General features: G+C 42.6%; 23 protein-coding genes and 1 pseudogene. 13 read left to right on the forward strand and 11 right to left on the reverse strand.

Going from position 1 to position 24048, the window contains the following annotated elements:
• Positions 1-426: 426 nt before the first annotated feature.
• Together V7K89_RS24210 and V7K89_RS24215 are read left to right on the forward strand one after the other, a co-directional pair.
• On the forward strand, positions 427-558 hold the full coding sequence (locus tag V7K89_RS24210) for a hypothetical protein (RefSeq protein WP_335191685.1): 132 nt from the start codon (positions 427-429) through the stop codon (positions 556-558).
• On the forward strand, positions 555-818 hold the full coding sequence (locus V7K89_RS24215; protein ID WP_335191687.1) for a hypothetical protein: 264 nt from the start codon (positions 555-557) through the stop codon (positions 816-818). The genes V7K89_RS24210 and V7K89_RS24215 overlap by 4 nt, the downstream gene beginning before the upstream one ends.
• On the opposite strand, the gene V7K89_RS24220 is transcribed toward V7K89_RS24215, so the two are convergent.
• A complete protein-coding gene (locus tag V7K89_RS24220) occupies positions 815-994 on the reverse strand; it encodes a hypothetical protein (RefSeq protein ID WP_335191689.1) in 180 nt (59 codons plus the stop codon). The genes V7K89_RS24215 and V7K89_RS24220 overlap by 4 nt on opposite strands.
• 433 nt (positions 995-1427) lie before the next feature.
• Here V7K89_RS24220 and fbp point away from each other — a divergent pair, with 433 nt between their 5' ends.
• The 4 genes from fbp to opcA all read left to right on the forward strand — a co-directional run bounded on the left by fbp (position 1428) and on the right by opcA (position 7178).
• A complete protein-coding gene (gene fbp, locus V7K89_RS24225; RefSeq protein ID WP_335191691.1) occupies positions 1428-2477 on the forward strand; it encodes a class 1 fructose-bisphosphatase in 1050 nt (349 codons plus the stop codon).
• Positions 2478-2905: 428 nt separating this feature from the next.
• Entirely contained in the window at positions 2906-4051 is a 1146-nt protein-coding gene (gene tal / locus V7K89_RS24230; RefSeq protein WP_335191693.1) for a transaldolase, read from the forward strand.
• 127 nt (positions 4052-4178) lie between these two features.
• Entirely contained in the window at positions 4179-5708 is a 1530-nt protein-coding gene (zwf, locus tag V7K89_RS24235; RefSeq protein ID WP_335191695.1) for a glucose-6-phosphate dehydrogenase, read from the forward strand.
• An 87-nt stretch (positions 5709-5795) separates the two neighbouring features.
• Positions 5796-7178, forward strand: coding sequence for a glucose-6-phosphate dehydrogenase assembly protein OpcA (gene opcA / locus V7K89_RS24240; RefSeq protein ID WP_335191697.1), 1383 nt, complete (start codon positions 5796-5798; stop codon positions 7176-7178).
• Between the two features lie 439 nt (positions 7179-7617).
• On the opposite strand, the gene V7K89_RS24245 is transcribed toward opcA, so the two are convergent.
• Complete coding sequence (locus V7K89_RS24245) at positions 7618-8253, reverse strand: glutathione S-transferase family protein (protein ID WP_335191699.1); 636 nt, start codon at positions 8251-8253, stop codon at positions 7618-7620.
• Between the two features lie 467 nt (positions 8254-8720).
• Between V7K89_RS24245 and V7K89_RS24250 the strand changes: the two genes are divergently transcribed.
• Entirely contained in the window at positions 8721-10148 is a 1428-nt protein-coding gene (locus V7K89_RS24250) for a cobyrinate a,c-diamide synthase (protein WP_335191701.1), read from the forward strand.
• An 86-nt stretch (positions 10149-10234) separates the two neighbouring features.
• Here the strand turns inward: V7K89_RS24250 and V7K89_RS24255 are convergent, their stop codons facing one another.
• Entirely contained in the window at positions 10235-10414 is a 180-nt protein-coding gene (locus V7K89_RS24255; protein ID WP_335191703.1) for a hypothetical protein, read from the reverse strand.
• Between the two features lie 162 nt (positions 10415-10576).
• Between V7K89_RS24255 and V7K89_RS24260 the strand changes: the two genes are divergently transcribed.
• Positions 10577-11275, forward strand: a complete 699-nt coding sequence (locus V7K89_RS24260; protein ID WP_335191705.1) for an aquaporin — start codon at positions 10577-10579, stop codon at positions 11273-11275.
• Positions 11276-11869: 594 nt separating this feature from the next.
• Here the strand turns inward: V7K89_RS24260 and V7K89_RS24265 are convergent.
• From V7K89_RS24265 to mnmA, 6 genes and pseudogenes are all read right to left on the reverse strand, one after another.
• Positions 11870-12292, reverse strand: a complete 423-nt coding sequence (locus V7K89_RS24265) for a tellurite resistance TerB family protein (protein WP_335191707.1) — start codon at positions 12290-12292, stop codon at positions 11870-11872.
• A gap of 57 nt (positions 12293-12349) precedes the next feature.
• Positions 12350-13732 (reverse strand): 16S rRNA (cytosine(967)-C(5))-methyltransferase, encoded by a 1383-nt coding sequence (locus V7K89_RS24270; protein WP_335191709.1) that lies wholly within the window; start codon positions 13730-13732, stop codon positions 12350-12352.
• A gap of 85 nt (positions 13733-13817) precedes the next feature.
• On the reverse strand, positions 13818-15269 hold the full coding sequence (locus V7K89_RS24275; protein WP_335191711.1) for a glycoside hydrolase 100 family protein: 1452 nt from the start codon (positions 15267-15269) through the stop codon (positions 13818-13820).
• 660 nt (positions 15270-15929) lie between these two features.
• Positions 15930-16565, reverse strand: a pseudogene (locus V7K89_RS24280) (Uma2 family endonuclease).
• A 668-nt stretch (positions 16566-17233) separates the two neighbouring features.
• Positions 17234-17548, reverse strand: a complete 315-nt coding sequence (locus V7K89_RS24285; protein WP_335191713.1) for a hypothetical protein — start codon at positions 17546-17548, stop codon at positions 17234-17236.
• 115 nt (positions 17549-17663) lie between these two features.
• Positions 17664-18719, reverse strand: coding sequence for a tRNA 2-thiouridine(34) synthase MnmA (mnmA, locus tag V7K89_RS24290; protein WP_335191715.1), 1056 nt, complete (start codon positions 18717-18719; stop codon positions 17664-17666).
• Positions 18720-19136: 417 nt separating this feature from the next.
• Between mnmA and V7K89_RS24295 the strand changes: the two genes are divergently transcribed.
• The 5 genes from V7K89_RS24295 to V7K89_RS24315 all read left to right on the forward strand — a co-directional run bounded on the left by V7K89_RS24295 (position 19137) and on the right by V7K89_RS24315 (position 22858).
• Positions 19137-20045 (forward strand): hypothetical protein, encoded by a 909-nt coding sequence (locus V7K89_RS24295; RefSeq protein WP_335191717.1) that lies wholly within the window; start codon positions 19137-19139, stop codon positions 20043-20045.
• Positions 20046-20191: 146 nt separating this feature from the next.
• Entirely contained in the window at positions 20192-21166 is a 975-nt protein-coding gene (locus V7K89_RS24300) for a cysteine synthase A (RefSeq protein WP_335191719.1), read from the forward strand.
• A gap of 176 nt (positions 21167-21342) precedes the next feature.
• Positions 21343-21675, forward strand: a complete 333-nt coding sequence (locus V7K89_RS24305) for a (2Fe-2S) ferredoxin domain-containing protein (RefSeq protein WP_335191730.1) — start codon at positions 21343-21345, stop codon at positions 21673-21675.
• A 44-nt stretch (positions 21676-21719) separates the two neighbouring features.
• On the forward strand, positions 21720-22490 hold the full coding sequence (locus V7K89_RS24310; protein WP_335191721.1) for a DUF5331 domain-containing protein: 771 nt from the start codon (positions 21720-21722) through the stop codon (positions 22488-22490).
• Positions 22466-22858, forward strand: coding sequence for a hypothetical protein (locus V7K89_RS24315; protein ID WP_335191724.1), 393 nt, complete (start codon positions 22466-22468; stop codon positions 22856-22858). The genes V7K89_RS24310 and V7K89_RS24315 overlap by 25 nt, the downstream gene beginning before the upstream one ends.
• Positions 22859-22863: 5 nt before the next feature.
• Here the strand turns inward: V7K89_RS24315 and ygfZ are convergent, their stop codons facing one another.
• Positions 22864-23859 (reverse strand): CAF17-like 4Fe-4S cluster assembly/insertion protein YgfZ, encoded by a 996-nt coding sequence (ygfZ, locus tag V7K89_RS24320; RefSeq protein WP_335191726.1) that lies wholly within the window; start codon positions 23857-23859, stop codon positions 22864-22866.
• On the reverse strand, positions 23840-24048 hold a 209-nt coding region (locus tag V7K89_RS24325; protein ID WP_335191728.1), incomplete at its 5' end, for a hypothetical protein. The genes V7K89_RS24325 and ygfZ, both read right to left, overlap by 20 nt.

The following is a 24048-nucleotide window of genomic DNA, read 5'->3' on the forward strand; positions in this document are numbered from 1 at the left end:
AAATTAACCAAACCAATTATTGCATCTATTGCCCGAAGGCAATATATTTTAGAGGCACTATCTGTAGCCAGCTTTTAGAGAATTGGTATAAGATGACCATTATCAACTCCCAAGCTAGAAGCAGCCCAAGTAGCCCCAGGAAGTATAAAACTACTAATCAAAGTTAAAAGTATTGTAAAAGCGATACTCCGCAATAATCGCTGTCAGAATGCTATTAGCAGACGGGACATCATAAATTTACTCCTTTTGTTCGGTTATTTCAGGTGAGTACTGAGAGTTACCGATTCGCTCTACAGATTATCATCTATCCAGCCACACTCTGAGTTTGGGCAATCACAATGTAGCCGCGCCGACCAGTTTCTTGTGCTATAGTTGCTGCCAATAAAGGAATCAAGCCAAAAAAGTGACCAATAATTCAGATTTCCATTGACTACGAACCCAAAATCATTAGCAGGGGTTGCGACTGCATTCCCTGGTGATTCCAGCTTTGACTCAGAAGAATTGGCTGGTATCGGCTTTGTTGTGGTCAATGTTAGAAAGTTTGATGGTTGTAGATGAACATAGGAATAATCCAGCCTTACAGTAACGGGTTTTTAGAAGTTGTACCAGAGAGCGATTATTGGCAGATTGCAGCTATACACATCAATGGCCAAGCCTACTGCCCTACTCCTCAGCTTTATCGTTCTGAAAAAGTGGCATTAGCAAAAGCAAGACAAATTTATGATTGGATAGCTGACCACGAACACCAAATTAGTAATGAGACTTACTACTGCTCTGAATTGAAACTCATTTTATGGCAGCAACCAAAAGTATCTTAGTACAGCATTTCATTAATTTGTAACGAATTAAATTTGGCAATACCTTGCAATGCCAATGCATCCCTCTGCAATGCCAATGCGTCCCGATACAATGTTAATGCATCACCCTGCAATGCCAATGTGTCCCTCTGCAATGCCATTGCATCCCGATACAATGTTAATGCATCACCCTGCATTAAAAACGCTACGCTTTTACGCAAAATTGTACTTAGTTAGCCAGGGAGATTGCTTGCCTTAGGCAAATGTGATAGTAGTTTCGTATTAATGTTTCAGAGTAAACCTATAGTCCCTGCCGCAAATGTGGGGATTTTAGTTTGTTGATAGGATGTGTAGGCATACCCGCCCTCTTGAGAAAGTCGTGTAAAGTCAAAGTAGCTAGTACAACGCGGCAGAAATAAACCTACGATTTCATTACAGCCAGAAAGCCCAAAATGAAAGCTTTTCGGTACTAGGCTCTGGTTGCAGGGGTTACTGAAGATTCATTTCTTTAGTTTATCTAAAGTCGCATCTAAGTTATCAAATTACCTTTCTAAGATAGAAGCAGCAACTATAAGTTGCTATAAATGACTAAAACTCAATTAACAGCTAGTTGTTGCGGAGAACATAAAAATGGCTAAAGCGCCAGAATCTTTAGACTTATCTACCTACGATATTACAGACAGAGCTTTAGATCGTGACTGTACAACCTTATCCCGTCACGTCCTCCAACAACTTCAGAGTTTTTCACCAGATGCACAGGATTTAAGTGCGCTAATGAATCGCATCGCCCTAGCCGGGAAACTGGTTGCTCGTCGCATGAGTCGCGCTGGTTTAATGGAAGGCGTTCTGGGATTTACTGGGGAAGTGAATGTCCAAGGCGAATCCGTCAAAAAGATGGATGTTTATGCCAATGATGTATTTATCTCAGTATTTAAGCAAAGTGGCTTAGTCTGTCGCCTCGCGTCTGAGGAAATGGAAAATCCCTACTACATTCCCGAAAATTGCCCGATTGGGCGCTATACCCTACTATATGACCCAATTGATGGCTCATCCAATACTGATAATAATCTCAGCTTAGGTTCCATTTTTGCCATTCGCCAACAAGAAGGAACTGATAGCGATGGTAAAGCAACTGACCTGCTCACTAATGGACGTAAGCAACTCGCTGCCGGATACATCCTGTATGGGCCCTGCACAATGTTGGTTTATACTATAGGTAAGGGCGTTCATTCCTTTGTCCTTGACCCCAGCTTAGGAGAATTTATTCTCACAGAAGAGAATATCCGCATTCCTAACCACGGTTCTGTTTACAGCGTGAACGAGGGAAACTTTTGGCAGTGGGAAGAATCGATTCGAGAATACATTCGCTACGTTCATCGCACAGAAGGCTACACAGCTCGTTATAGCGGTGCAATGGTGAGCGATATCCATAGAATTTTGGTTCAAGGTGGGGTGTTTCTCTACCCAGGCACAATTCAAAACCCAGAAGGAAAATTACGCTTGCTTTATGAAACGGCTCCTCTAGCCTATTTGATTGAGCAAGCAGGCGGCCGTGCTACTACAGGACTAGTAAATATCTTGGATGTGGTGCCAAAAAAACTGCATCAGCGCACACCTTTAATTATTGGTAGCAAAGAGGATGTCGCAAAGGTGGAGTCTTTTATTCAAAACGGACACTAGTAGCGCAAAGCAAAAGTCAAAAGTCAAAAGTTTTGTATGTCAAGGCTTTTGCAAGTTTTAAAATGGTAGCTTGATTTACGCCGCCCTGTACTAGTGTAAAAAGGTACGATTTAGAAGAAAAAAGCTTGTAAATAAAGCTTTTTAAACTTTTTCAACTAGATAGTTATTTTTGCCATGCTGCACCAAAAGACGGTAATAAAAGGATCGAGGATGCGTCTAGCATCTGGCATTAATTAAAAGTTAATCATGGTGATTTACGATTAAGAATGCAGAATAGCACTTCTTGAAGATGTATTAAAGATTATCTCAGCTGGCTGATGCAATAAGTGATTGGCAACGCCACAATTCAAAAGTAAGCATCAAATTTTGATGGATTTCACCAACTTACTTAGAAACATCACTATACAGGAGTGAAACAAATTAGAGCTATGTCTACCAATCATCTACTAGAAATTAACCAATACGGTCAAAGTATCTGGATGGATAATTTGACCCGTGACATTATTCAATCAGGTGAACTCAAAGACATGATTGAAAATCAAGGTATATCTGGGATTACTTCTAACCCAGCTATCTTTGAGAAAGCGATCGCAGGTAACGCTATTTATGATGCTGATATCGAAGCCGGAGTTCGGGCTGGCTTACCGACATACAAAATTTACGAATCTCTGGTTTTTGCAGATATCCGTAATGCCTGTGATATTTTACGCCCTGTTTATGAAGCCTCGAATAGACTAGATGGTTATGTGAGTATTGAAGTCCCGCCAACTATTGCCCAGGATACTGAAGCAACAATAAACGAAGCCCGACGCTATTTCCAAGAAGTTGGTCGGGAAAATCTGATGATTAAAATTCCTGGTACAGAACCTGGTTTGCCAGCAGTAGAACAGGTAATAGCCGAAGGGATAAATGTTAATGTGACGCTGCTATTTTCTGTAGATAGCTACATCAACACAGCTTGGGCTTATATTCGGGGCTTAGAAAAACGGGTAGCTGAAGGTAAGGACATTAGTAAAATTGCTTCAGTCGCTAGCTTCTTCCTCAGCCGGATCGATAGCAACATTGATGGCAAGATAGATGCTAAGTTGAAAAAAGGCGTTGATGATATTGCCGTGGAAGCAAAGCTAAGAGCTGTTAAAGGAAAAATAGCGATCGCTAACGCTAAGATTGCGTACCAGGAATACAAGAAAATTATCGAGAGCGATCGTTGGAAAGCCTTGGTAGAAAAAGGGGCCACAGTACAGCGGCTACTTTGGGCCAGCACCAGCACCAAAGATCCCAACTACAGAGACGTAATGTATATCGAAGAGTTGATTGGCCGTGATACCGTCAACACCGTACCACCAGCGACAATTAAAGCTTGTGCCGATCATTGTAACGTAGGCGATCGCTTAGAAACGGATGTAGAAAATGCTTACACGCTGATCGAAAATCTTAAAGATCCCGACATCAACATCGATCTCGATACTGTAATGGATGAACTGTTAGTCGATGGTATTGACAAGTTTATCCAGCCCTTCCAGTCCTTGATGAACTCTTTAGAAGACAAGATCAAGGTATTGTCACCAGTGTAGGGACTAGGGACTAGGGACTGGGGACTGGGGACTGCTAAACAATTTTCCTAATACCCAATACCCAATACCCAGTCCCTAATACCCAGTCCCCACTCTCAAAACCCAAAACCCAAAATCCAAAATTGTTATGGTTAGTCTGCTAGAAAATCCCTTGCGCGTTGGTCTGCAACAACAAGGGATGCCCGAACCCCAGATTATAGTCATTTTTGGCGCTTCTGGCGATCTCACCTGGCGCAAACTAGTGCCAGCACTTTATAAATTGCGGCGAGAACGACGTATTCCCCCAGAAACTACTATTGTCGGTGTGGCACGTCGAGAATGGAGCCATGAGTACTTCCGTGAACAAATGCAAAAGGGCATGGAAGAAGCACATTCTGATGTCGATTTAGGAGAACTCTGGCAAGATTTCTCTCAAGGTCTGTTCTACAGCCCTGGGGATATAGACAACCCCGAAGGCTACCAGAAACTGAAAAACTTATTGAGTGAATTAGACGAAAAACGGGGCACGCGAGGAAATCGAATGTTCTACCTTTCGGTTGCCCCCTCATTCTTCCCTGAAGCGATTAAGCAGCTAGGAAGCGCCGGGATGCTAGAAGATCCCTACAAACATCGTCTAGTAATTGAAAAACCCTTTGGTCGAGACTTGGCTTCTGCCCAGAGTCTTAACCAAGTGGTACAGAAATTTTGTAAAGAAAACCAAGTATACCGCATTGACCACTACTTGGGTAAAGAAACAGTCCAGAATTTGTTGGTGTTTCGTTTTGCCAATGCGATTTTTGAGCCGTTGTGGAATCGTCAATTTGTTGACCACGTACAAATTACCGTAGCAGAAACCGTGGGAGTGGAAGACCGGGCTGGTTACTATGAAAGCGCCGGCGCACTACGGGATATGTTGCAAAATCACCTCATGCAACTTTACTGCTTAACGGCGATGGAAGCACCCAACGCAATGGATGCCGACAGCATCCGCACAGAAAAAGTGAAGGCACTCCAAGCTACCCGTTTAGCGGATGTGCACAATCTGTCACGGTCAGCAGTCCGCGGTCAGTATAGTGCTGGCTGGATGAAGGGTCAAGCAGTGCCAGGGTATCGGACAGAACCAGGCGTTAATCCCAGCTCTACCACACCGACCTACGTCGCCATGAAGTTTTTGGTAGATAACTGGCGTTGGAAAGGTGTGCCTTTTTATTTGCGTACCGGAAAGCGGATGCCAAAAAAAGTCAGTGAAATTGCCATTCACTTCCGCGAAGTTCCGTCTCGGATGTTCCAATCTGCCGCCCAACAAACAAACGCCAATATTTTGGCGATGCGGATTCAGCCGAATGAAGGTATTTCCCTGCGTTTTGATGTGAAAATGCCAGGGGCAGAATTCCGTACCCGTTCCGTTGACATGGATTTTAGTTATGGTTCCTTTGGCATCCAAGCAACATCTGATGCCTACGATCGCTTATTCCTTGATTGTATGATGGGCGATCAAACATTGTTCACCCGCGCGGACGAAGTAGAAGCAGCTTGGCAGCTAGTAACGCCAGCCCTTTCCGTTTGGGATGCACCCGCTGATGCAAATACTATTCCCCAGTACGAAGCTGGTACCTGGGAACCAGCAGAAGCAGAATTCTTAATTAACCAGGATGGTCGTCGCTGGCGCAGACTGTAAATATTAGTCATTAGTCATTAGTCACTAGTAAAAACAAATGACGAATGACAAAATCCCAAATCCAAAATCCAAAATCCAAAATTTCCTATGGCTCCCCAAGCTTCTACAATTTATTCACTTCAGGCGCCAAAAGATATTTCGCTTAACGAAATAGATACGGAACTGAATCAAATTTGGCAAAGTTACGGCATTACTGGCAAGGACGGTGCGCTTCCTGCTGCTACTCGCGCTACAACATTTACCTTAGTGGTTTATGAACCCGAAGAAACCCAGTATCTTTTGGCTACTTTGGGATTTTACAACGGCCCGCTTGATGGGATTTTAGGGCCTCAGATGGAAGCTGCCTTGCGGCAAGTGCAGACAAAATATGCACTGCTAAATACTGGAACAGCAACACCTGAAACCCTGGCTTTCTTGAGAGAAGAATTCATCAAACGTCAAGGAAACGGCGCTGCGGGAGACAATAGTTCTATTGAACTTCCCAGCTTAAGCTTAAATGCCCCAAGCCCTAGAATTGCCGACGAAATCGCCCTCCGCAACCCTTGCCGGATTATTGCCCTATTTCCCATTACTGGCGAAGATAAAGGGGTCAAAGCTCAAGTTTCTGCCTATTGCCCGATCCAAAAGCAATCGTCAAATACACTAGTTTGCTGCGAATACATAACTCTCAGTGGAACTGCTGCTGCTTTGGAACGGGTAGGGGGCATGATTCCAGCATTGTTAATTGGCGGCTTACCAAAGTTTCTCTGGTGGAAAGCAACACCAGATCCCAACAACACTCTATTCAAGCGGCTAGCAGCAGTTTGCAATAATGTGATTGTGGATTCTTGCCGCTTTAACGAGCCAGAAAGTGATTTACTCCGCCTCCAAGAATTGGTGGAAAGTGGTGTTCCCCTGGCTGACCTTAACTGGCGTCGCCTCTCAGCATGGGAGGAATTGACAGCTGAAGCTTACGACTCACCTCATCGTCGGGCTGCCCTTCGAGAAGTTGACCGAGTAACTATTGATTACGAAAAAGGCAACCCCGCACAAGCATTATTGTTTTTAGGTTGGTTAGCAAGTCGTCTAGAATGGCAACCAGTTTCCTATAAAAAGGAAACCGGAGATTATGACATCACTCGCATTAACTTTATTGCCCAAGACCAACGGCAAATAGAAGCCGAATTAGCGGGTGTTCCCCTTGCTGATGTAGGTGAGATTGCTGGCGACTTGATTGCTTTGCGCCTGAGTTCGACCAATCCAAAGGCAGACTGTGGTACAGTAATTTGCTCGGAAACTGGTGGTTGTATGCGGATGGAAACCCACGGCGGTGCTCAATCTGCTGGTCTGTTTCAACAGGTGACTTCACTTTCAGAACAAAAGGCAGAAGCATTGCTGAGTCAGCAAGTACAACGCTGGGGTCGCGAGTCACTTTTTGAAGAAAGTCTGGGAGTGACAGCGAATATTTTCAAATCAGAAACAAATAGTTAGTTTCGCCTGGAAAGCATAAAAGTTACTAAAATTGCGAAAATCAAACATAAGCCCTTCAGATTTTTGGATATTTCAATTATTTGGAGGGTTTTTCTATTTTCCTTGGTTTTACAGGAGTTTTCATGTATTTGAACCACATTTGTTGTAGGGGTGCAAGACCCTGCGCTCCTACCGCGTGGTCTATCTAGCTGAAAATGGCTGTAAGGAAGTCAGTAGTTTGGATAGATAGCTACGGCAACCCGTACCCCTTTCCTCCTTAACCGAAAAGTATTGACAGTTGCCCTGTTAAGAGCTATCGCTTCTTGACAAAATGCAAAATTTGCCCTCATCTCCCAACCCCTTCTCCCAATTTTGGGAGAAGGGGAGCCAATTTTAAAGACCCTCTCTTAAATTTGCCAGAGGAATTTAGGGTGAAAGCTCATTGATTCATACAAGAAGTTTATTGAAAGGATAGATCGTATTTGCCTCCACGCTCCAGGGCGAGTTCGTAAGTAGGTCGCTGATGAATGCGCTCGACAAATTCTTTGAGCTTTGGTCGGTTCTCGACCTCTTGAGGAAACGTAGCCGCTATTTCTAGAGGAAAGCTCATTTGGATATCAGCGACGGTAAATTCATTGCCTGCAAACCACGTATTTTTATGGAGTTCACCTTCTATGTAGTCAAAGTGAAGTTTGATCTGGGGCGCGACGAATCCGCTAACCACGCTGCTGTCCCCTGCCCCGAAATTGTTCAATACCACCCGCATCACCAGCGGTGGCATTGCAGAGCCTTCGGCATAATGTAGCCAATACTTATAGCGCAGATACTCTGGCGTACCGGAGGCTGGAACTAGCCGACCATTACCGTAGCGCTCAACGAAGTATTCGATAATTGCACCCGACTCAGCGATCGTCAAGTCTGCATCCGTGATTACTGGTGACTTACCGAGGGGATGAACTTGGCGCAGTGACTCCGGTGCCATCATCGTCTTTGGATCGCGTTCATAGAATTTGATCTCGTATTCGATACCTAATTCCTCAAGTAGCCATAGCACCCGCTGCGATCGCGAGTTGTTAAGATGATGCACAATTATCATAAAACTTTCCTCTTCTGGTAGCTTTTTGCTATCTGAGTCTTGGCTAATCTCCAACTATATTATTAGACAGACTTTTTCAGGCTAACTCCCCTAATTGGCTGGTTTTCTTGTTTCTAATTGGTATAAGTTTGAGTTAGTCGGTTTGAGAAACTGGTGCATCTGCTTTTGCAAAAAGTGACGATAGACACACAGCCAAGAATTGAAATAGTTGCTGTATAAAACCTAATTTGTTTCATTTAAGTAAGTCGGTGGGAAAAAACACAACTATGTTAAAGATAAATGAGACTAAAACCCTCTACCTTCCTACCTACTGCCCTTCTCCTGTCGGAGACGCTACGCGAACGGGTTCGCAGTCACTCATGGGGGAAACCCCTTGGCGCTAGCCTCTCCCTTTGGGAGAAGACCGCGCTGTCTCACCTCCTGCCTTTTGCCTCATCCTAACTACAAATATTTACGCCTTTTTACTTATGGCTTTAGTCATTGCTGGGGAACGTAGTGGGGTGGGTAAGACAACAGTCACGCTCACCCTTTTAGCATCTTTACGCCGTCGCGATCGCCTGGTGCAATCTTTTAAGGTAGGTCCAGACTACATCGATCCGATGTTTCATCAACACGTCACTGGTCGTGCTTGTCGCAATTTAGACCCCGTATTGACTTCCGAAGCCTACGTTCAGCAGTGTTTTGCTCGTCATAGTCAACTGAGTGAATATGCCCTTGTGGAAGGGGTAATGGGGTTGTTTGATGGAGTTTCGTCATTAGTCATTAGTCATTTGTCATTTGCAAATGACGAAGGACAAAGGACAAATGACAAAGGACAAATTACTGATTTTGCGAGTACGGCACACATCGCGCGACTGTTAGATTTGCCTGTGGTGTTGGTGATTGATTGCAGTCGTTTATCTGGTTCTGTAGCTGCGATCGCTCACGGCTATCGATCTTTTGATCCCCGAATTAAAATAGCTGGGGTAATATTAAATCGCGTCGGCAGCGATCGCCATCTCTCTTTGCTCAAAGATTCCCTAAAACCCTTACAATTAGCTATTCTCGGCGTACTGCGGCGTCAAGATAACATCACAATTCCCGATCGCCACTTGGGTTTAGTACCCACAGCCGAACTTCCCGAACTCAATGCTTTAATCGATCGCCTCGCCGATTTAGGAGATACTTGCTTTGACTGGCAACATTTATTACCTTTGTTAAAATCACAACCTCTCCCTTATCCTCCTTATTCCCTTCATCCCTCTTCATCCCTAGTCAGGATTGCCATTGCCCGCGATCGCGCTTTTAATTTTTATTACCAAGACAATCTTGATTTGCTGCAACAGCTTGGTGCAGAATTGGTTTTCTGGAGTCCCTTAGAAGATGCTGGCATACCAAAAGATATCCAGGGAATGTATTTTGGCGGTGGTTTCCCAGAAGTTTTTGCCCAGCAATTAGCAAAAAATACCAGCGTTCGTGATGCGGTGAAAACGGCAATACTCAAAGGAATGCCTACAATTGCCGAATGCGGAGGATTAATGTATTTGTGTGAGCAAATTATCGATTTTGAGGGTAAATCTTGGTCAATGGCGGGAGTGCTACCAACATCCGCTGTGATGGGTGGGCGTTTAACTTTGGGATATCGTTGTGCAGTAGCTTTGCAAGATAATCTGTTAGTTAAGGCAAATACAACTGTTTACGGACATGAGTTTCATCGTTCCCATTTAACTTTAACTCCCACTTGGCCCCTATTTAAAACTTCTCGCTATGATTGTGAGGAAAATATGGGATGCGAGGGATGGGGTTTTCCTGCAAATGTTCATGCTTCTTATGTTCATCTGCATTGGGGAGAAAGTAGAGAAATTCCCCAGCAGTTTCTTAAAGAATGTCTGAAATTAGCATCTTTAGGAACATAGATTTAAGCCAGCACCAAACCCAGTAGGATGAATAAAAAAGTTTAGTTTTAGACTCTATTAATTGTAACCGCTGTTTAGAGATTCTGTTAGTACAGCATTTCATTAATTTGTAGCAAATTAAATTTGGCAATATCCTGCAATGCCAATACGTTGACTTGCATTGTTAATGCGTTGGCTTGCATTGTTAATGTTTTGGCTTGCATTGTTAATATTTTGGCTTGCATTGTTAATGTTTTGACTTGCATTGCTAATATTTTGGCTTGCATTGTTAATACCTCCCGATGTAATACCGTTTGGTTAAGGAATTTATTCTTTGAGGTAAGCTGTTCTTGAACTAGGATAGAAGAGAAGCAGGAGGAAAAACTAATTGTCTATCAACTCTTTCCTCCTTTGCCTCAAGAGGCTCAAGAGCTTATCCTTTCTGATGAATGAATCGTTACTCTTTAGCAAAACGATGTTTGGCGGAAGCTCTAGGTACAGCTTGGTTAGTTCTGATGGGCGTAGGTACTGCGGTTATCTCTGGTACAATACCTTGGGTTGGAGTTACTGGAGTGGCGATCGCTTTTGGCTTAAGTTTGTTGACTGCTGCTTATACTTTTGGTTCGATCAGCGGATGTCACATCAATCCCGCAGTTACAATTGGTTTTTGGGTAGCCAAGCAGTTTTCTTACCGAGACGTTTTGCCATATATCGGGAGTCAGATTCTCGGCGGAATTTGGGGAAGTACTATCCTGTTTTTGATTTGCATGGGCAAGCCGGAGTTTACAACAGCTAACTTTGGTTCTAATGGGGTGGGAATTCACTCCCCTGGTAACTATAGCTGGTGGGCTTGTGCATTAGCCGAATTCACTGTTACCTGTGGCTTTGTGCTGCTAATCTTGAGTGTCACATCTTCTCGTGCGCTCAAGCTGTCTGCACCTATCCCCATCGGTTTAGGGCTGATCTTGGCGCATCTTATCCTCATTCCTGTAACAAATGCCAGTGTCAATCCCGTGCGATCGCTAGCTACAGCTGTCTTTACTCGCGGTTGGGCATTGGCTGACCTTTGGATTTTCATCGTGTTCCCAATTTTCGGTGGAGTTTTGGCGGGTATGATCGCCCGATCGCTCCAAGAACCAGACATCTAATACGAATCACAGGCGCATTCTCACTTAACAACTTCACGCATACGGTGGTGGCGCAATACCCCTCATATCGTGTCCGGTTAAAGACTTATAGCAGGAGGCAGAAGGCAGGAGGTAAAACTATTGCTAACTCTAGCATTCACCCTTTTCAAATGTCCTAACCTGTGTGACTACGGCTTTCAACCACATTTGTTGTAGGGGCGCAAGGTCTTGCGCCTTTACTGCGTGGTCTATTTACCTGAAAATAGCTGGAACTTAAAAGTGTTGCATCCCAATGCAATGCCAATGTATTCCAAAGGAATGTTAATGCGTTTCCCTTTTCGGTAAATAGCTTAGGACTTACGCAACGTCGATATTGTCATTGCGACCGAAACGGAGTGTAGGGAAGCAATAAGAGCGTCAGGGGGGATTACTTCTCTTCGAGACGCTCCGCGAACGCTATCGCTCGTAATGACGAAATTACGTTATTTTTGCGTAAGTCCTGTAGCTATAAAAATCACCAAAAGACGTGCGAACGTTTGTTTCCGGGGAGATGAGGATGAAGAGGACGCAGTGAAAAAATCACCGAGTCCTCTTCGATCAACTTATAACTCAATGTTAGTTTTGCACTTCAACCCAACGGCGGTAAAGCTTTTGAATTTGTTTAAGAAGCGCAGTAGGAGCTGATTGAGTTGACTCATTCGGCTTCGCTATGTCCTGCAATTGGGTCAGGAGTCTGGCTTCTTCAACGGCAACTTCACCATCGCTATAAATTAAGCCACTGATGGCTTCAATCAAATTTTCACAATCTTCAAGACTGGGGCGATCGCCTAAATACTCTCGCACCCAGTTGTAGCATTCTTTTGGCTGCACAGGAACTAATTCGTACAGCCAAGGCTTAATTTCTGGGTCGTTAGCTAAACCTTTTGCTTGAGCTATTTCGCGGAGATATTGCCGTTCTTCTGGCTGGATTCTGCCATCGATCCAGGCTGCTCCAATCAGGATTTTAACTAAATTTTTCACATTGTCAGGGGGAACCATTGCTGCCTCCTCTGGTAGATTCAGGCTTCCACCAAATGGTACAATTCTAAACAGTATTCACTCGGAATTATTGTTTTTTCTTAAGCGCACCATAAAAAAACCATCTATGTCCTGTCGATGGGGCCAAAGTTTAAACCAACCTTGATGTGTACTATCGGTAAAATCAGGTAACTTAACGCCACTGAGAGACTCAATTTGCCAATCAGGTGACTCAGTTAAAAATGCCGAAATTATTTCTTCATTTTCTGCGGGATGCAATGTACAGGTGGCATAAACTAATACACCACCAGGTTTAACAAAAGTTGATGTATGTGTAATCAATTCTCGTTGCAATACCGAAAGTTCTTGCACAGATGCTGGTGTCTGTCGCCAACGCGCATCAGCATGACGGTGCATAGTTCCCAAACCAGAACATGGAGCATCAAGTAATACCCGGTCTGCGGTGTTTTGGAATTGATTAAAGTGGCGACTGTCGCCAGTGCAAATTTGAATAGATTGTAAATTCAGCCGTTTGGAATTTTCTTGGAGTTTGCGAAGACGAGAAGGAGTGCGATCGCAAGCCCAAATTTTCCCTTTATCTGCCATTAACTCAGCGATGTGGGTTGTTTTACCCCCAGGTGCAGCACAGGCATCAATTATCACCTCACCTGGTTGGGGGTCGAGCAAATGACCTACCAATTGAGCGCTAGCATCTTGTACAGTCCACCAACCTTCTTTAAAACCCGGTAGTTTTTGAATTGACCCAGTATTACCAATAAATCGTAAAGCTTGGGGTAAATGAGGAATCCGTCTCACCAAAACACCAGCAGATTGCAAAGCCGCCTCAACTTCCTTAATGGAAGTGCGAAGTGGGTTGATGCGTAAGTCAATTGTTGGTGATTGGTTCATCCATTCACACAGTTTTTCTGTATCAGTCAAACCCAGTTGCTCTAACCAAACTTGAACAATCCAGTCAGGAAAGCTGTGTAAAATACCCAAGTGTTCCACAGGGTTTTCTGGAAGTTGTAACGGGTCAATGTGGAGAGATAAGGGAGTGTTTTCTTCCCCTGCTCCCCCTGCTTTTCTGAGATACTGGCGTAATAGACCGTTAACAAAACCTGTAAGTCCAGAAAAACTGTTTTCTTTAGCTAGTTGGACTGTGGTATTAACAGCAGCTGAGGCGGGAATACGCTCTTGATAACGCAGTTGGTAAAAGCCCAGATGTAAGATGGTGCGAAGGTCTTGTGGTTGTTGATGAGATTTCTTTTTAGCGAGTTGATCGATGAGAGTATCGAGGGTGCGTTGCCTTCTGACGCTCCCATAAACCAATTCTGTCACTAAGCGGCGATCACAATCAGGCAAACTGACTTTTTGCAACACTCTATCTAGGGCAACATCAGCATAAGCCCCCTTATGAACATCTCGTAGGGTGATAAAAGCTAATTGACGGGGGTTTGTCATGAAAACACGATTCAGGAGTCAAGAGGCTTTTGTATTCTAACTCCCAATTCCTGTACAGACGCGATTAATCGCGTTCCTAATTTCCCTATCTAGACAACGGGTCTACACTAGCAATTTCAAACTCACACGCTCTAGAAACCTGTTCTGCTGGTAATTTTCCAAAGCTGATTAATGGTAAAGAAGTGGGGTTTGCCATCAGTTCTTTTGCTAATAAGAACCCAGTTATTGTCCAAGTTTGATATTTCCTAGCTTGTTTCCCAATCAGTCGCCCTTTTTTCCCATCGTAATATTCTGGCCATTCATCTGTACTAAGGCGTCCTTGAGCAATTTCAATCGCCTTTTGTGCAAGATTTATTCTATTAGTTTTTACAGCCGCCGCCGCCAACATCCACATTAAAACTGGCCAACTACCAGCATTATGATATGACCAAGGTATATTTTTGGGGTCACATCCAGTCACAATTCTGTATTCTTCATGTTCCAAAGCTGGGAAACAAATTTTCATTGGCATATCTCCCACTAAATCATCCCATCGTTCCTCAATGAGAGTCATAATCGCTTGTGACTGTTCTTCAGTGGCTAAGTCAGAAATGATTGCCATTAAATTTCCGAGTGAAAAGAAGCGAGTATCTAGCTGCGACGGGCCAACATTACCTGCTAAATAACCACCTTTTTTTGGTAGCCACTTATCTAATTCATAATAGGGAACAGAATCTACATATATGTTGAACAGATTAACAGCAGCCTTGCCATATTCTTCACTTTTGAAGCGATAAATTGCATTCAGACGATTAATATCTATCCAATAATGCTGGCGAATATGACCGCATAAAAGAGGCAATCGGTTATCAATGGCTTCAACAATATCGGAATTACCTTGACAAATTAGCAGTTCGCGAGATGCACGCAATGCCGTGTAAAAAAGGACTTGCAATTCTAGAGGATGCCCATAAATGCCCATACGACGGTCAATCATACAAGCGCCATCTGGAACCAATAGCGTTGGATACATATCAAAACGATTCGCCAAACAGATTTCCATGATTAACCTGATACCATTTTGGAATTCAGGTTGATAGGCTAGAGAAAAATCTTCTGTGGCGACTACATAAGCACGCAATAAAATAATCCACCATAAGCAAGAATCTACAGGTGTAACTCTAGCGATCGCATGTTCGCCAAAGTCTGCTTCTAAATATTCTTGCCCATTGTCTGATATCACTTTAAAGCTAGCTGGTATTAATCCTCGTCCTGGCTTATAGGCATCTAATGCCTTTTCTTTAGGCTGTAACTTTAAGGTTTCTTCTAAGAAATTACGAACAATATCGGTTCTACCTTTGAGCAGAAAAATTAGAGCAGAAGAAACAAAATCTCGGACAAAGCACTGATCGTAATTGAGCGCTTCTACAGACGCATCATAAGCAGCTACTGTCCCAACAGGGCGACCTTGATAATAGAGAATTGATTTTTCTAGTGCTAGCCATCCTTCTTCAACTTCTTTTAAATTCTCAGTAGTTTCCAATTCGTTTAGGTGCATTGCCAGAATAACTCCATAAGGATTGTGAATTTGTGCCAGAGGTGTCTTAATTTATTATTTTTGCTATTCTCAGCATAACAAAAACTATTCTTTCAATAGCAAAGATAATGGGCTAAAAAAATATTAATTAACTAACAATAAACTTGCTGACATTTAAGCAACTTTATTATTAGTTAATTGCTTGTCATCTATTTCTATTTTGGTGAATTATAGCTGTTCTCCACCGCAAGTAGTAAGATAATTCCTAAAAACAGTCACATAAGATATATTTTTAGATTATTTCTTGTTCCGTTGTCTGTCCAGAATCTTTGCTTTACCAAACAAAAACATATCTTTAGTACTGTTTAGGAGTTGTGTGAAGTTAAAACTGGTTGCAGTGTATATACTTGAGCAGGATTAGTTTTTGACACTAATTAAGTCAGATTATTCCCCTATTATCTAATAATTTATAACGTTTTTTCAGAATATGCAAGATTAATTTTCAAAATTCTTAATATGTCAATACTCCTCAAGGGTTAATATCTTACCCTGCTGACAGATGAAACAGGGCGTTTATGGGAGTATATCCAAAAATAATCAAGAGTGCTAGGTCGAAAGAGTGTCCACAAGGGACAAGACATATACTAAGTACATAAGTATTGAGGATTAGTAAAGTGATGTTTATGACTGTTCTCCCAAAGCAGCCTTAAACACTTGTTCAGCAGTTAGATTTAGTTCTCTTAAAGTTGGCGATTGAATTCGGTCAACACCACGAAACTGAGTGACTTGGTACTCGCCTTCTACTAATCTGTAAACTGATATTGTCGGTTGTTTCGGATTGCCAATAAACCATTTTCCACCAAGAGCAGCATAATCAACAATCCAATATTCTGAAATACCAATTTCCTCTCTTCGAGACGCTACGCAAACATATTCACCGAATTTGAGAAAGTAATCATCTCACCAATTTGTACTCACAACTTCTACTACTAATAGAATTGATGCAGCTTGACTAACTGTTGATGATTTTTTCCAAATTGGTTCATTAATTAAGTTAAGGATATTCAATATCAACACATCTGGAATATAACCAGATTTTTTATCAACAGATTTGATTAATGCTTGACTATGAATCGAATAAACTAGGTTAAACCTCCAAATCTCAAAATTGAGTTCTTCAATCAGAAATGCTCTGACTAACTCATGTTCCTCTGTCGGCGGCATTTCAAATATTACTCATTTATGTAATTCATATCTGCCGTTCTCCGGTTTCCATTCGACAAAGCTAAAGAACAAGGTTATCAAAATAATGAAGATAAAATTATTGAAATAATTAATGAAATTAATAGTTGTTTATCTTATTGATTGACTGAACCTTGGTTAAAGATAAAAAGCGATCACTATTTCAGTACTATGGTTTTTGAAGCTGCAAATACTCCAATAGTAGTAACCGCAAGTAATCTAACGTTCTAATATAACTTTTTATCTGTTCATAATTGCCATTACTGCCAAAATAAAAGCTCGCAATCTGAAGTACATTTAAAACTCGCATAGCTTGTAATTGCTCAATTGCCTGGGCTTGATTGACAATTTGACCTGTGGATTGAATTTGACTTGCATAACCTCTAATATTTACTGCAAAAAGTTCAAGTTCTTCTAAAAGTGAAAACTATTCATCTTCTGGTAGAAAATGAATATCGGGACTTAAACATTTTTGAGGAATAAATAAGCTTTAAACTCTTGTGAGGTAAGGTAAATACACCAAATGCCCAAAAACGCCTGAAACCTAGATATATCAATAAACCAAGCAAAACGATGTCAAAATCCTTTGAGATATACGTTTGAGGTCATTTTATCGGTGTTTTTTGCCTAAGTCCCAATATAAATTTCTTTTCGTTCACCGCATGTATTTTGATAAGTATTAGTCAAATGTGCTAATAATTGAATAATATTTTTTTTAATTAATTCTTGCTGATTTAAAATTGTTAGTCATCATTGACTCCATAAGTAACTATCTTTTCAGTACTAGATTCATCGGGTCTGACAATCAGATATTCATTGCTTTTACAATATACAGTTGAACTATCTCCACAATATCCAGTTTTCAGAACTCTAATCGCTCCTTTTTTATTAAAGTTATGAGCCTTGCGTAGATACTTTAATGGGTCAATTCCTTTTCTATTAGCATGGTCTAAGATACTCTGGGCAACACTCGTATAGGTGGTAGTATCCCACTGACTTATGTACTTTTGAATCTCTGCCACCTCTGCTGAGGTATAGCTTTGTAATAACTGTATCAAAAACGGTCATAAATACTTTCTTCCGGCATATATCCAATTTAAAAATAAAAATACCCCTCCTTACAAGTGAGGAAGGGTAGTTTTGCTTTGTGCCAAAACAGAGTAAGAGTTTTTATTAACTAAACTGTTCAATAATTCCGCCACCTAACACTTTTTCGCCGTCGTACCACACCGCCGCTTGTCCGGGAGTAATGCTGATTTGGGGTTCATCAAACACCAAACGCACGCGGGAGTTTTCTAATGGAATCACCGTCGCTGGTGTAGCCGTTGAACGATAGCGAATTTGCACTTCGGCATGAATTGGGGTAGATGGTTCGGCAATGGAAACCCAATTTACCCGATTTACAGTGCATTCTGGCTGAGTTACCTTAGTGCGATCGCCTACTACTACCTTATTATTTTCCGCATCTAATTCAATCACATACAACGGTTCGGCAGCAGCAATTCCCAAGCCTTTGCGCTGGCCAATGGTGTAATGATGGACACCATCATGCTGTCCCAAAACTTTGCCTGTAGTATCGACAATATCGCCTGTTTTGGGAGCTAAATATTTATCTAAAAATGCCCGCATGGAACCGTTACTTTCCACTAAGCATAAGTCTTGACTTTCTGGCTTATCAGCAGTTTTCAGTCCGTATTCAGTCGCAATCCGGCGGGTGTCAGTTTTTTCTAGTTCGCCCAGAGGGAATATAGTTGCAGCAAGTAAATCTTGAGACAAATCATAGAGAAAGTATGATTGGTCTTTGTTACGGTCAACAGCCCTTAATAACTGGTAACGTCCAGTTGCTTCGTCATAACTAATTCGGGCATAATGACCGGTGGCAATGCGATCGCATCCCAATTCTTCACGAGCATACTGCACCATTGGCCCAAACTTCACTGTTTTATTGCACTGGGAGCAAGGCAAAGGTGTAATTCCAGCACTGTAACCAGTCACCAGGTAATCGACAATATGCGTCTGAAAGACATCTCGAATATCGACAACCTGATGGGGAACGCCCAATTGTTCACAGATACCAGCTGCGTCGATCATACCTTCAGAGCAACATTGACCTTTGCCTTTCATTAGCCAAAGAGTCAAACCAATCACTTCATAGCCCTGATGGTGCAGGATAGCTGCGGCGGTGGAACTGTCAACGCCACCAGAAAGACCAACGACGACTTTTTTCATACAAAGCACGACACGATAGCTGCGTGGTTGTCCGATTGTAGCACATACTCTTCAAAGCCTTGCTAATAAAGCGCTTCAGTTTTAAAGGCAGGTGTTACTGAGCCTAGTCGTTGGCGCAGCCTAAGAAGAGAAGTGAGGCAGTGTTTCGACTACGCTCAACAACTAGGCAGAAGGGAAGAAGATTTGACTTGTTTGTTTCATCCATAATGAAAGCAAGCGCGTCCGTAAACAGCTTTCATCTAAGATTAATTACAGATGTATTTCTTGCCACGCAGATGAGCTAATTTTACGTTAACGCTATATAGTTAGCTACAACGGTGAACTCATAAGTTCCTGATAGAAATTACTTAAAAATACTGTGACTACTTTCTAACTATTATGTCGAGAGGAATATCAAGTCAATTTATCCCATTTCAGATGTTGCGCCGAAGTTCTCAGGGTTGGAAGCCGACTATCAGACTTCTGTTTTTGCTAGTGGGAGGATGGTTAGTACTGATTCCCGACTCTACCCCAGCACAAGTACAAATTTCCAACAGCAACCTCCTACTGGCTCAAGAAGGTGAGATTTTACCGCCACCGCCAATTCCCTTTGGTCAACAGCCATCACCGCAGTTACAACCGGCTCAACCACAGGACTTCAATCAACCGGAAGTGAACTTTCAGCCTTCCCAACCACTACAGAACAATCAACCGGAAGTAAACTTTCAGCCCTCTCAACCATTACATAACAATCAATTTGAGCAGAATTTTCAGCCCTCTCAACCCACACAGTTTAGTCAATATAACCAAAACTTTGAGCGCTATTTAGTTTACGTTGATGGTAGTGATTACCAGACACTAGAAGCAATACGTCAGATTGAACCCAGTGCTTACATTCGCCAGTTCCAAGGCCGGAATGTAATTCAGTCAGGAGTTTTTAACAGAGTATCCAATGCCCAACAACGGGTAAATGAGCTACAATCACGAGGCATATATAACGCCCGAATTATCAGCTTTGGTAACGGACAGGAAATAAATGCAGGCAATGGCAACTATAACTATATAGGCGATCACAATAATATAAATGCTAATAGACGAGTCTCTAGATATTATGTCGCCATTCCTACCACTTCCGAACAGTTATCTGCGATCGCAGCACAACTTAGGCAGAATTTAGGCGTATTTACGCAAGAATTAGGACGATCTGGCGGAGTCCTCGAAAGGACGCAACCACGGGGTCCACACGTAGCAGTAGGGCCTTTTCAAAATCGATTCCAAGCTGAAGAATGGAACAAGTATATCCGAAATATCGGATACCGTAATGCCAGAGTTTACTACGGAAAGTAAATAAGTAAGGGAGTTAGGAGTGAGGGAAGTACACCAACGGCAAGCGCTCCAATGTAAGTATTATAGAATTTTAGGCAAATCAGTTGTAAATCATACTACAGCTATCAGCCAAAATTTTTATAGAGACTCACACAAGTACAGTCAAAATGGATATAAAGAATGGCTTCGTTGGCGCTGTTGGCAATACCCCTTTAATTCGCTTAAACAGTTTTAGCGAAGAAACAGGGTGTGAAATCCTTGCAAAAGCAGAATTTCTCAATCCTGGGGGTTCCGTCAAAGACCGCGCTGCACTTTACATCATTGAAGATGCAGAAAAGAAAGGTCTACTCAAACCTGGTGGCACTGTTGTAGAAGGAACCGCTGGTAATACTGGTATTGGACTAGCACATATTTGCAATGCCAAAGGCTACAAATGCCTAATTATTATTCCTGATACCCAGTCACAAGAAAAGATAGATGCACTCACAGCACTAGGAGCAGAAGTTCGTCCCATCCCCGCCGTACCTTACAAAGACCCGAACAACTACGTCAAGCTATCTGGTAGAGTCGCTGCTGAATTGGAAAATGCCATTTGGGCAAATCAATTTGATAATATAGCCAACCGTCTCGCCCACTACGAAACCACAGGACCGGAAATTTGGACGCAGACAGATGGTAAAATAGATGCATGGACAGCTGCAACTGGTACTGGTGGTACTTATGCTGGTGTAGCACTGTACTTAAAAGAAAAAAATCCAGCAATTAAATGTGTTGTAGCCGATCCGCTAGGTAGTGGACTTTATAGCTATGTCAAAACTGGCGAAATTAAGATAAAAGGAAATTCTATCACTGAAGGTATTGGTAACGGTCGTGTCACAGCCAATATGGAAGGCGCACCTGCTGATGATGCCATCCAAATCGATGATAAAGAAGCTTTGCGAGTAGTTTACCAACTACTGAGGAAAGATGGGTTGTTAATGGGTGGCTCAACGGGTATTAATGTTGGGGCAGCTGTTGCCATAGCGAAGCAGTTGGGGCCAGGACATACCATTGTCACCATCTTGTGTGATAGTGGTTCCCGGTATCAGTCGCGGATATTTAACCCGGAATGGCTAGCCTCAAAAGGACTTTCAATAGATTAGTCATTAGTCATTAGTCATTAGTTAGTTGTACTGAGCGTAGTCGTAAAGCCTGCGGCATAGCTACGCTTAAGGCGCAGCCTAGCCTCTCCAAGAGTTGTATTGGTCACTAGCTTCCGACTTTTGACAAAGGACTAATGACAAAGGACTAATGACTAATGACAAAGGACAAAGGACTAATGACAACTCAACCATCAGACTTCCCGATAATAGATCGAGATTCTCCTAAATGTGTGCGGGTTTGTCAAAATCGTACTTGCAAAAAGCAAGGTGCAGCCAAGGTTTTAGCCGCTTTTACAGCTTTGCCAATCCCCGGTGTAACTGTAACGGGTAGCAGCTGTTTAGGACAATGTGGCAATGGACCGATGGTGCTGATATTACCCGATATGGTCTGGTATAGCGGTGTTCAACCTGATGAAGTATCTCTACTGATAGAAAATCATTTGCTGGGTGGTCAAATAGTCAAAAAGATGCTCTATTATCGGTTTCATCCCCAGAAAGAAAGCTATTAACAATATTAAGCTCTGCAATCTTTTTGACTGAAGTGAGGCATCCAATGAATATCCAGCAGCTGCGTCAATCCTTAAAACAAAAGTGGCTTGTTTACTACAAGCAAAATATTTCTTGGCTAGTCAAAATGCGAGTTTGGGCTACTTACGATGGTTTGCGCCGTCCTTTGTCCGGTTTTATTTTGGCAACACTGTCTGTTTTGGAACCCCAGTTTGATGAAATACTTTCTTTTATGATGGAGCTGAATAACGATCCAGATAAAATAGTCGCTGCTTTAGGTCTTAACTTCAATCCCGATCAAGAGTTACGTTTAGTAAAATCAGACTATTCTATAGCTACCTCTCAAGTTGAAAACAAGTCACCAGATGAGAAGTCTTCTGAGGATAAACATCTGTCATCGGTTGTAACTGCTACAAAGATTGCGCCTAATTCTCTTGCTAAAACTCTAGACTCCAACTTGCCATACGCCGATCAAGTTGTGCCATCATTTACAGCTGCTAAGGAGGTAGTTCGGACACCTGAACCTGAATTGGTAGTTGCATTTGCTACTAAAATCGCTCCAGACACTCCAGCAAAAACGCCAGCCTCTGGTTTTGTAAGCCAATATCAACTGCTACAATCGCCCCTTGAACGCCTCCCTTCAAGAAACTCGCTGACAATGACTGCTGAGGTTAACACCAAAGCCAAAACTATGCCATCTGCGGCGTTAACTAGTGAGGTTAAAAGCAACCCACCATTTAACCGAATCGCTGTAGGCTCATTACTGGCAATTACTACTGAAAAATTAAGAGATTGTTTGAAAAGCATTTCACTGTGATTTTAGGCACTTTTAGATCCCTCCTAGCCTACGCCAGTTGCTCCACTTGGGAAGACCCCAAGACCACGCTGGCTCCCCTTAAAAAGGTGGGAACCGGAATCAAAGTCCCCCTTATAAAGGGGGATTTAGGGGGATTTAGAACTTTTTATACCGACAATACGACTTTTCAAACATTCTCTAACAGTAATGGCAAACCAGTGCGATCGCTAGCAATTACTACTGAGGTTAAAAGTAACGATAAGCCGAATATCCAACCACAAGTTAAGAGCAAAGTAAATTTACCAACTACAAATGCCCGTAGTCTAGCTTCTTGGGTAGATGAATTTTGTGATGGTGCTAGGGATAAAGAGAAAGATATTTTGATTTGAGTTACTTACGGGTACTTGTGAGAAACAAACGGAATTTCTACTATTTCACCCTCAGTTTCTCCTACTTGGACTTTTAAACCTACACCACCAGCTTTGGTGCGAATGTAACCTAGTCCAAAATAACCATCAGCTGTTTGGGTGTAACTAGTAAGTTTGCCGACCTTTTCATCTCCAACTGCGATCGCACTTCCAACTTCCGCAGGGGCACTGAGGCGAACTCCAAGCAGGTGTTGTTTTACACCTTTATATGTATTTAACCGAGCAATAGTTTCTTGCCCAATATAGCAACCTTTAGTAAAAGAAATTGTTTGCCACAAACCAACTTCCAGAGGATTGTAATCATCTGTGAGTTCCGCATCTGGAGCGGGGCGACCTTGTAAGATTCGCAAGGCATCCCAGGCGCGATCGCTCATCTCTACCGCCCCAGCTTCTAATAGTTTGTTCCACACCGTTTCTTTGTCAGTATAGGGGAAAGTGAAGGTGTATCCGGGTGCAGCTAACCCGCTACCCACAGCAATCCGCACGCCCTCAGCCGGAACGATCGTGTATACTTGGTGACTACCATAAGGTTGGCCGATCAGTTCGCCAATACCTAACTTTTCTAAAACAGCGTCGCTTCCTGGGCCAATCAGGCTGAAGGTATTGGTATATTGGGTAATATCAGATAATTCCACCTTATCTGCATAGAAAATATATTTATCCAGCCATTCCATCAAAAATTGGCGACGGTTAGGTGAAACCAGCAAGATTACCGCATCTTCTCTAACGTAGGCGGTTACTAAATCAATTGTTCTGGCTGTGGAAGTAACAAAAACCGTATCACAACCTTGTCCTGGCTTGAGTATTTGGAAATTGTTAGTACTTTGGTTGTGTAAGAAATTGAGGCGATCGTCGCCAGCTACTTTGATCCGTCCCCAGGCGGTGCGATCGCATATTGCAACCCCAACCCTGGCGGCTTGGATAGCTGCTGCGTCTTTATCGTCAAGTGTAGATGTTGGCATAGCGATCAGAAGTTGCCCTGTTTGAATGTTCTCGCACTGGAAATCTTAGCAAATAAGCGTTTGCGACTTCAATGCACCTGCTGTTTTTTCTAGCGTATATAGCAGTTCCTGCTTGAGTGCAATACAGTATGGGATGATGGAGTATATCAACGTCTAAGTGCCTGTAGAATGAAACCTTACTCCTGTGAT

The organism is Nostoc sp. (assembly GCF_036917515.1).
GTDB lineage: Bacteria > Cyanobacteriota > Cyanobacteriia > Cyanobacteriales > Nostocaceae > Nostoc.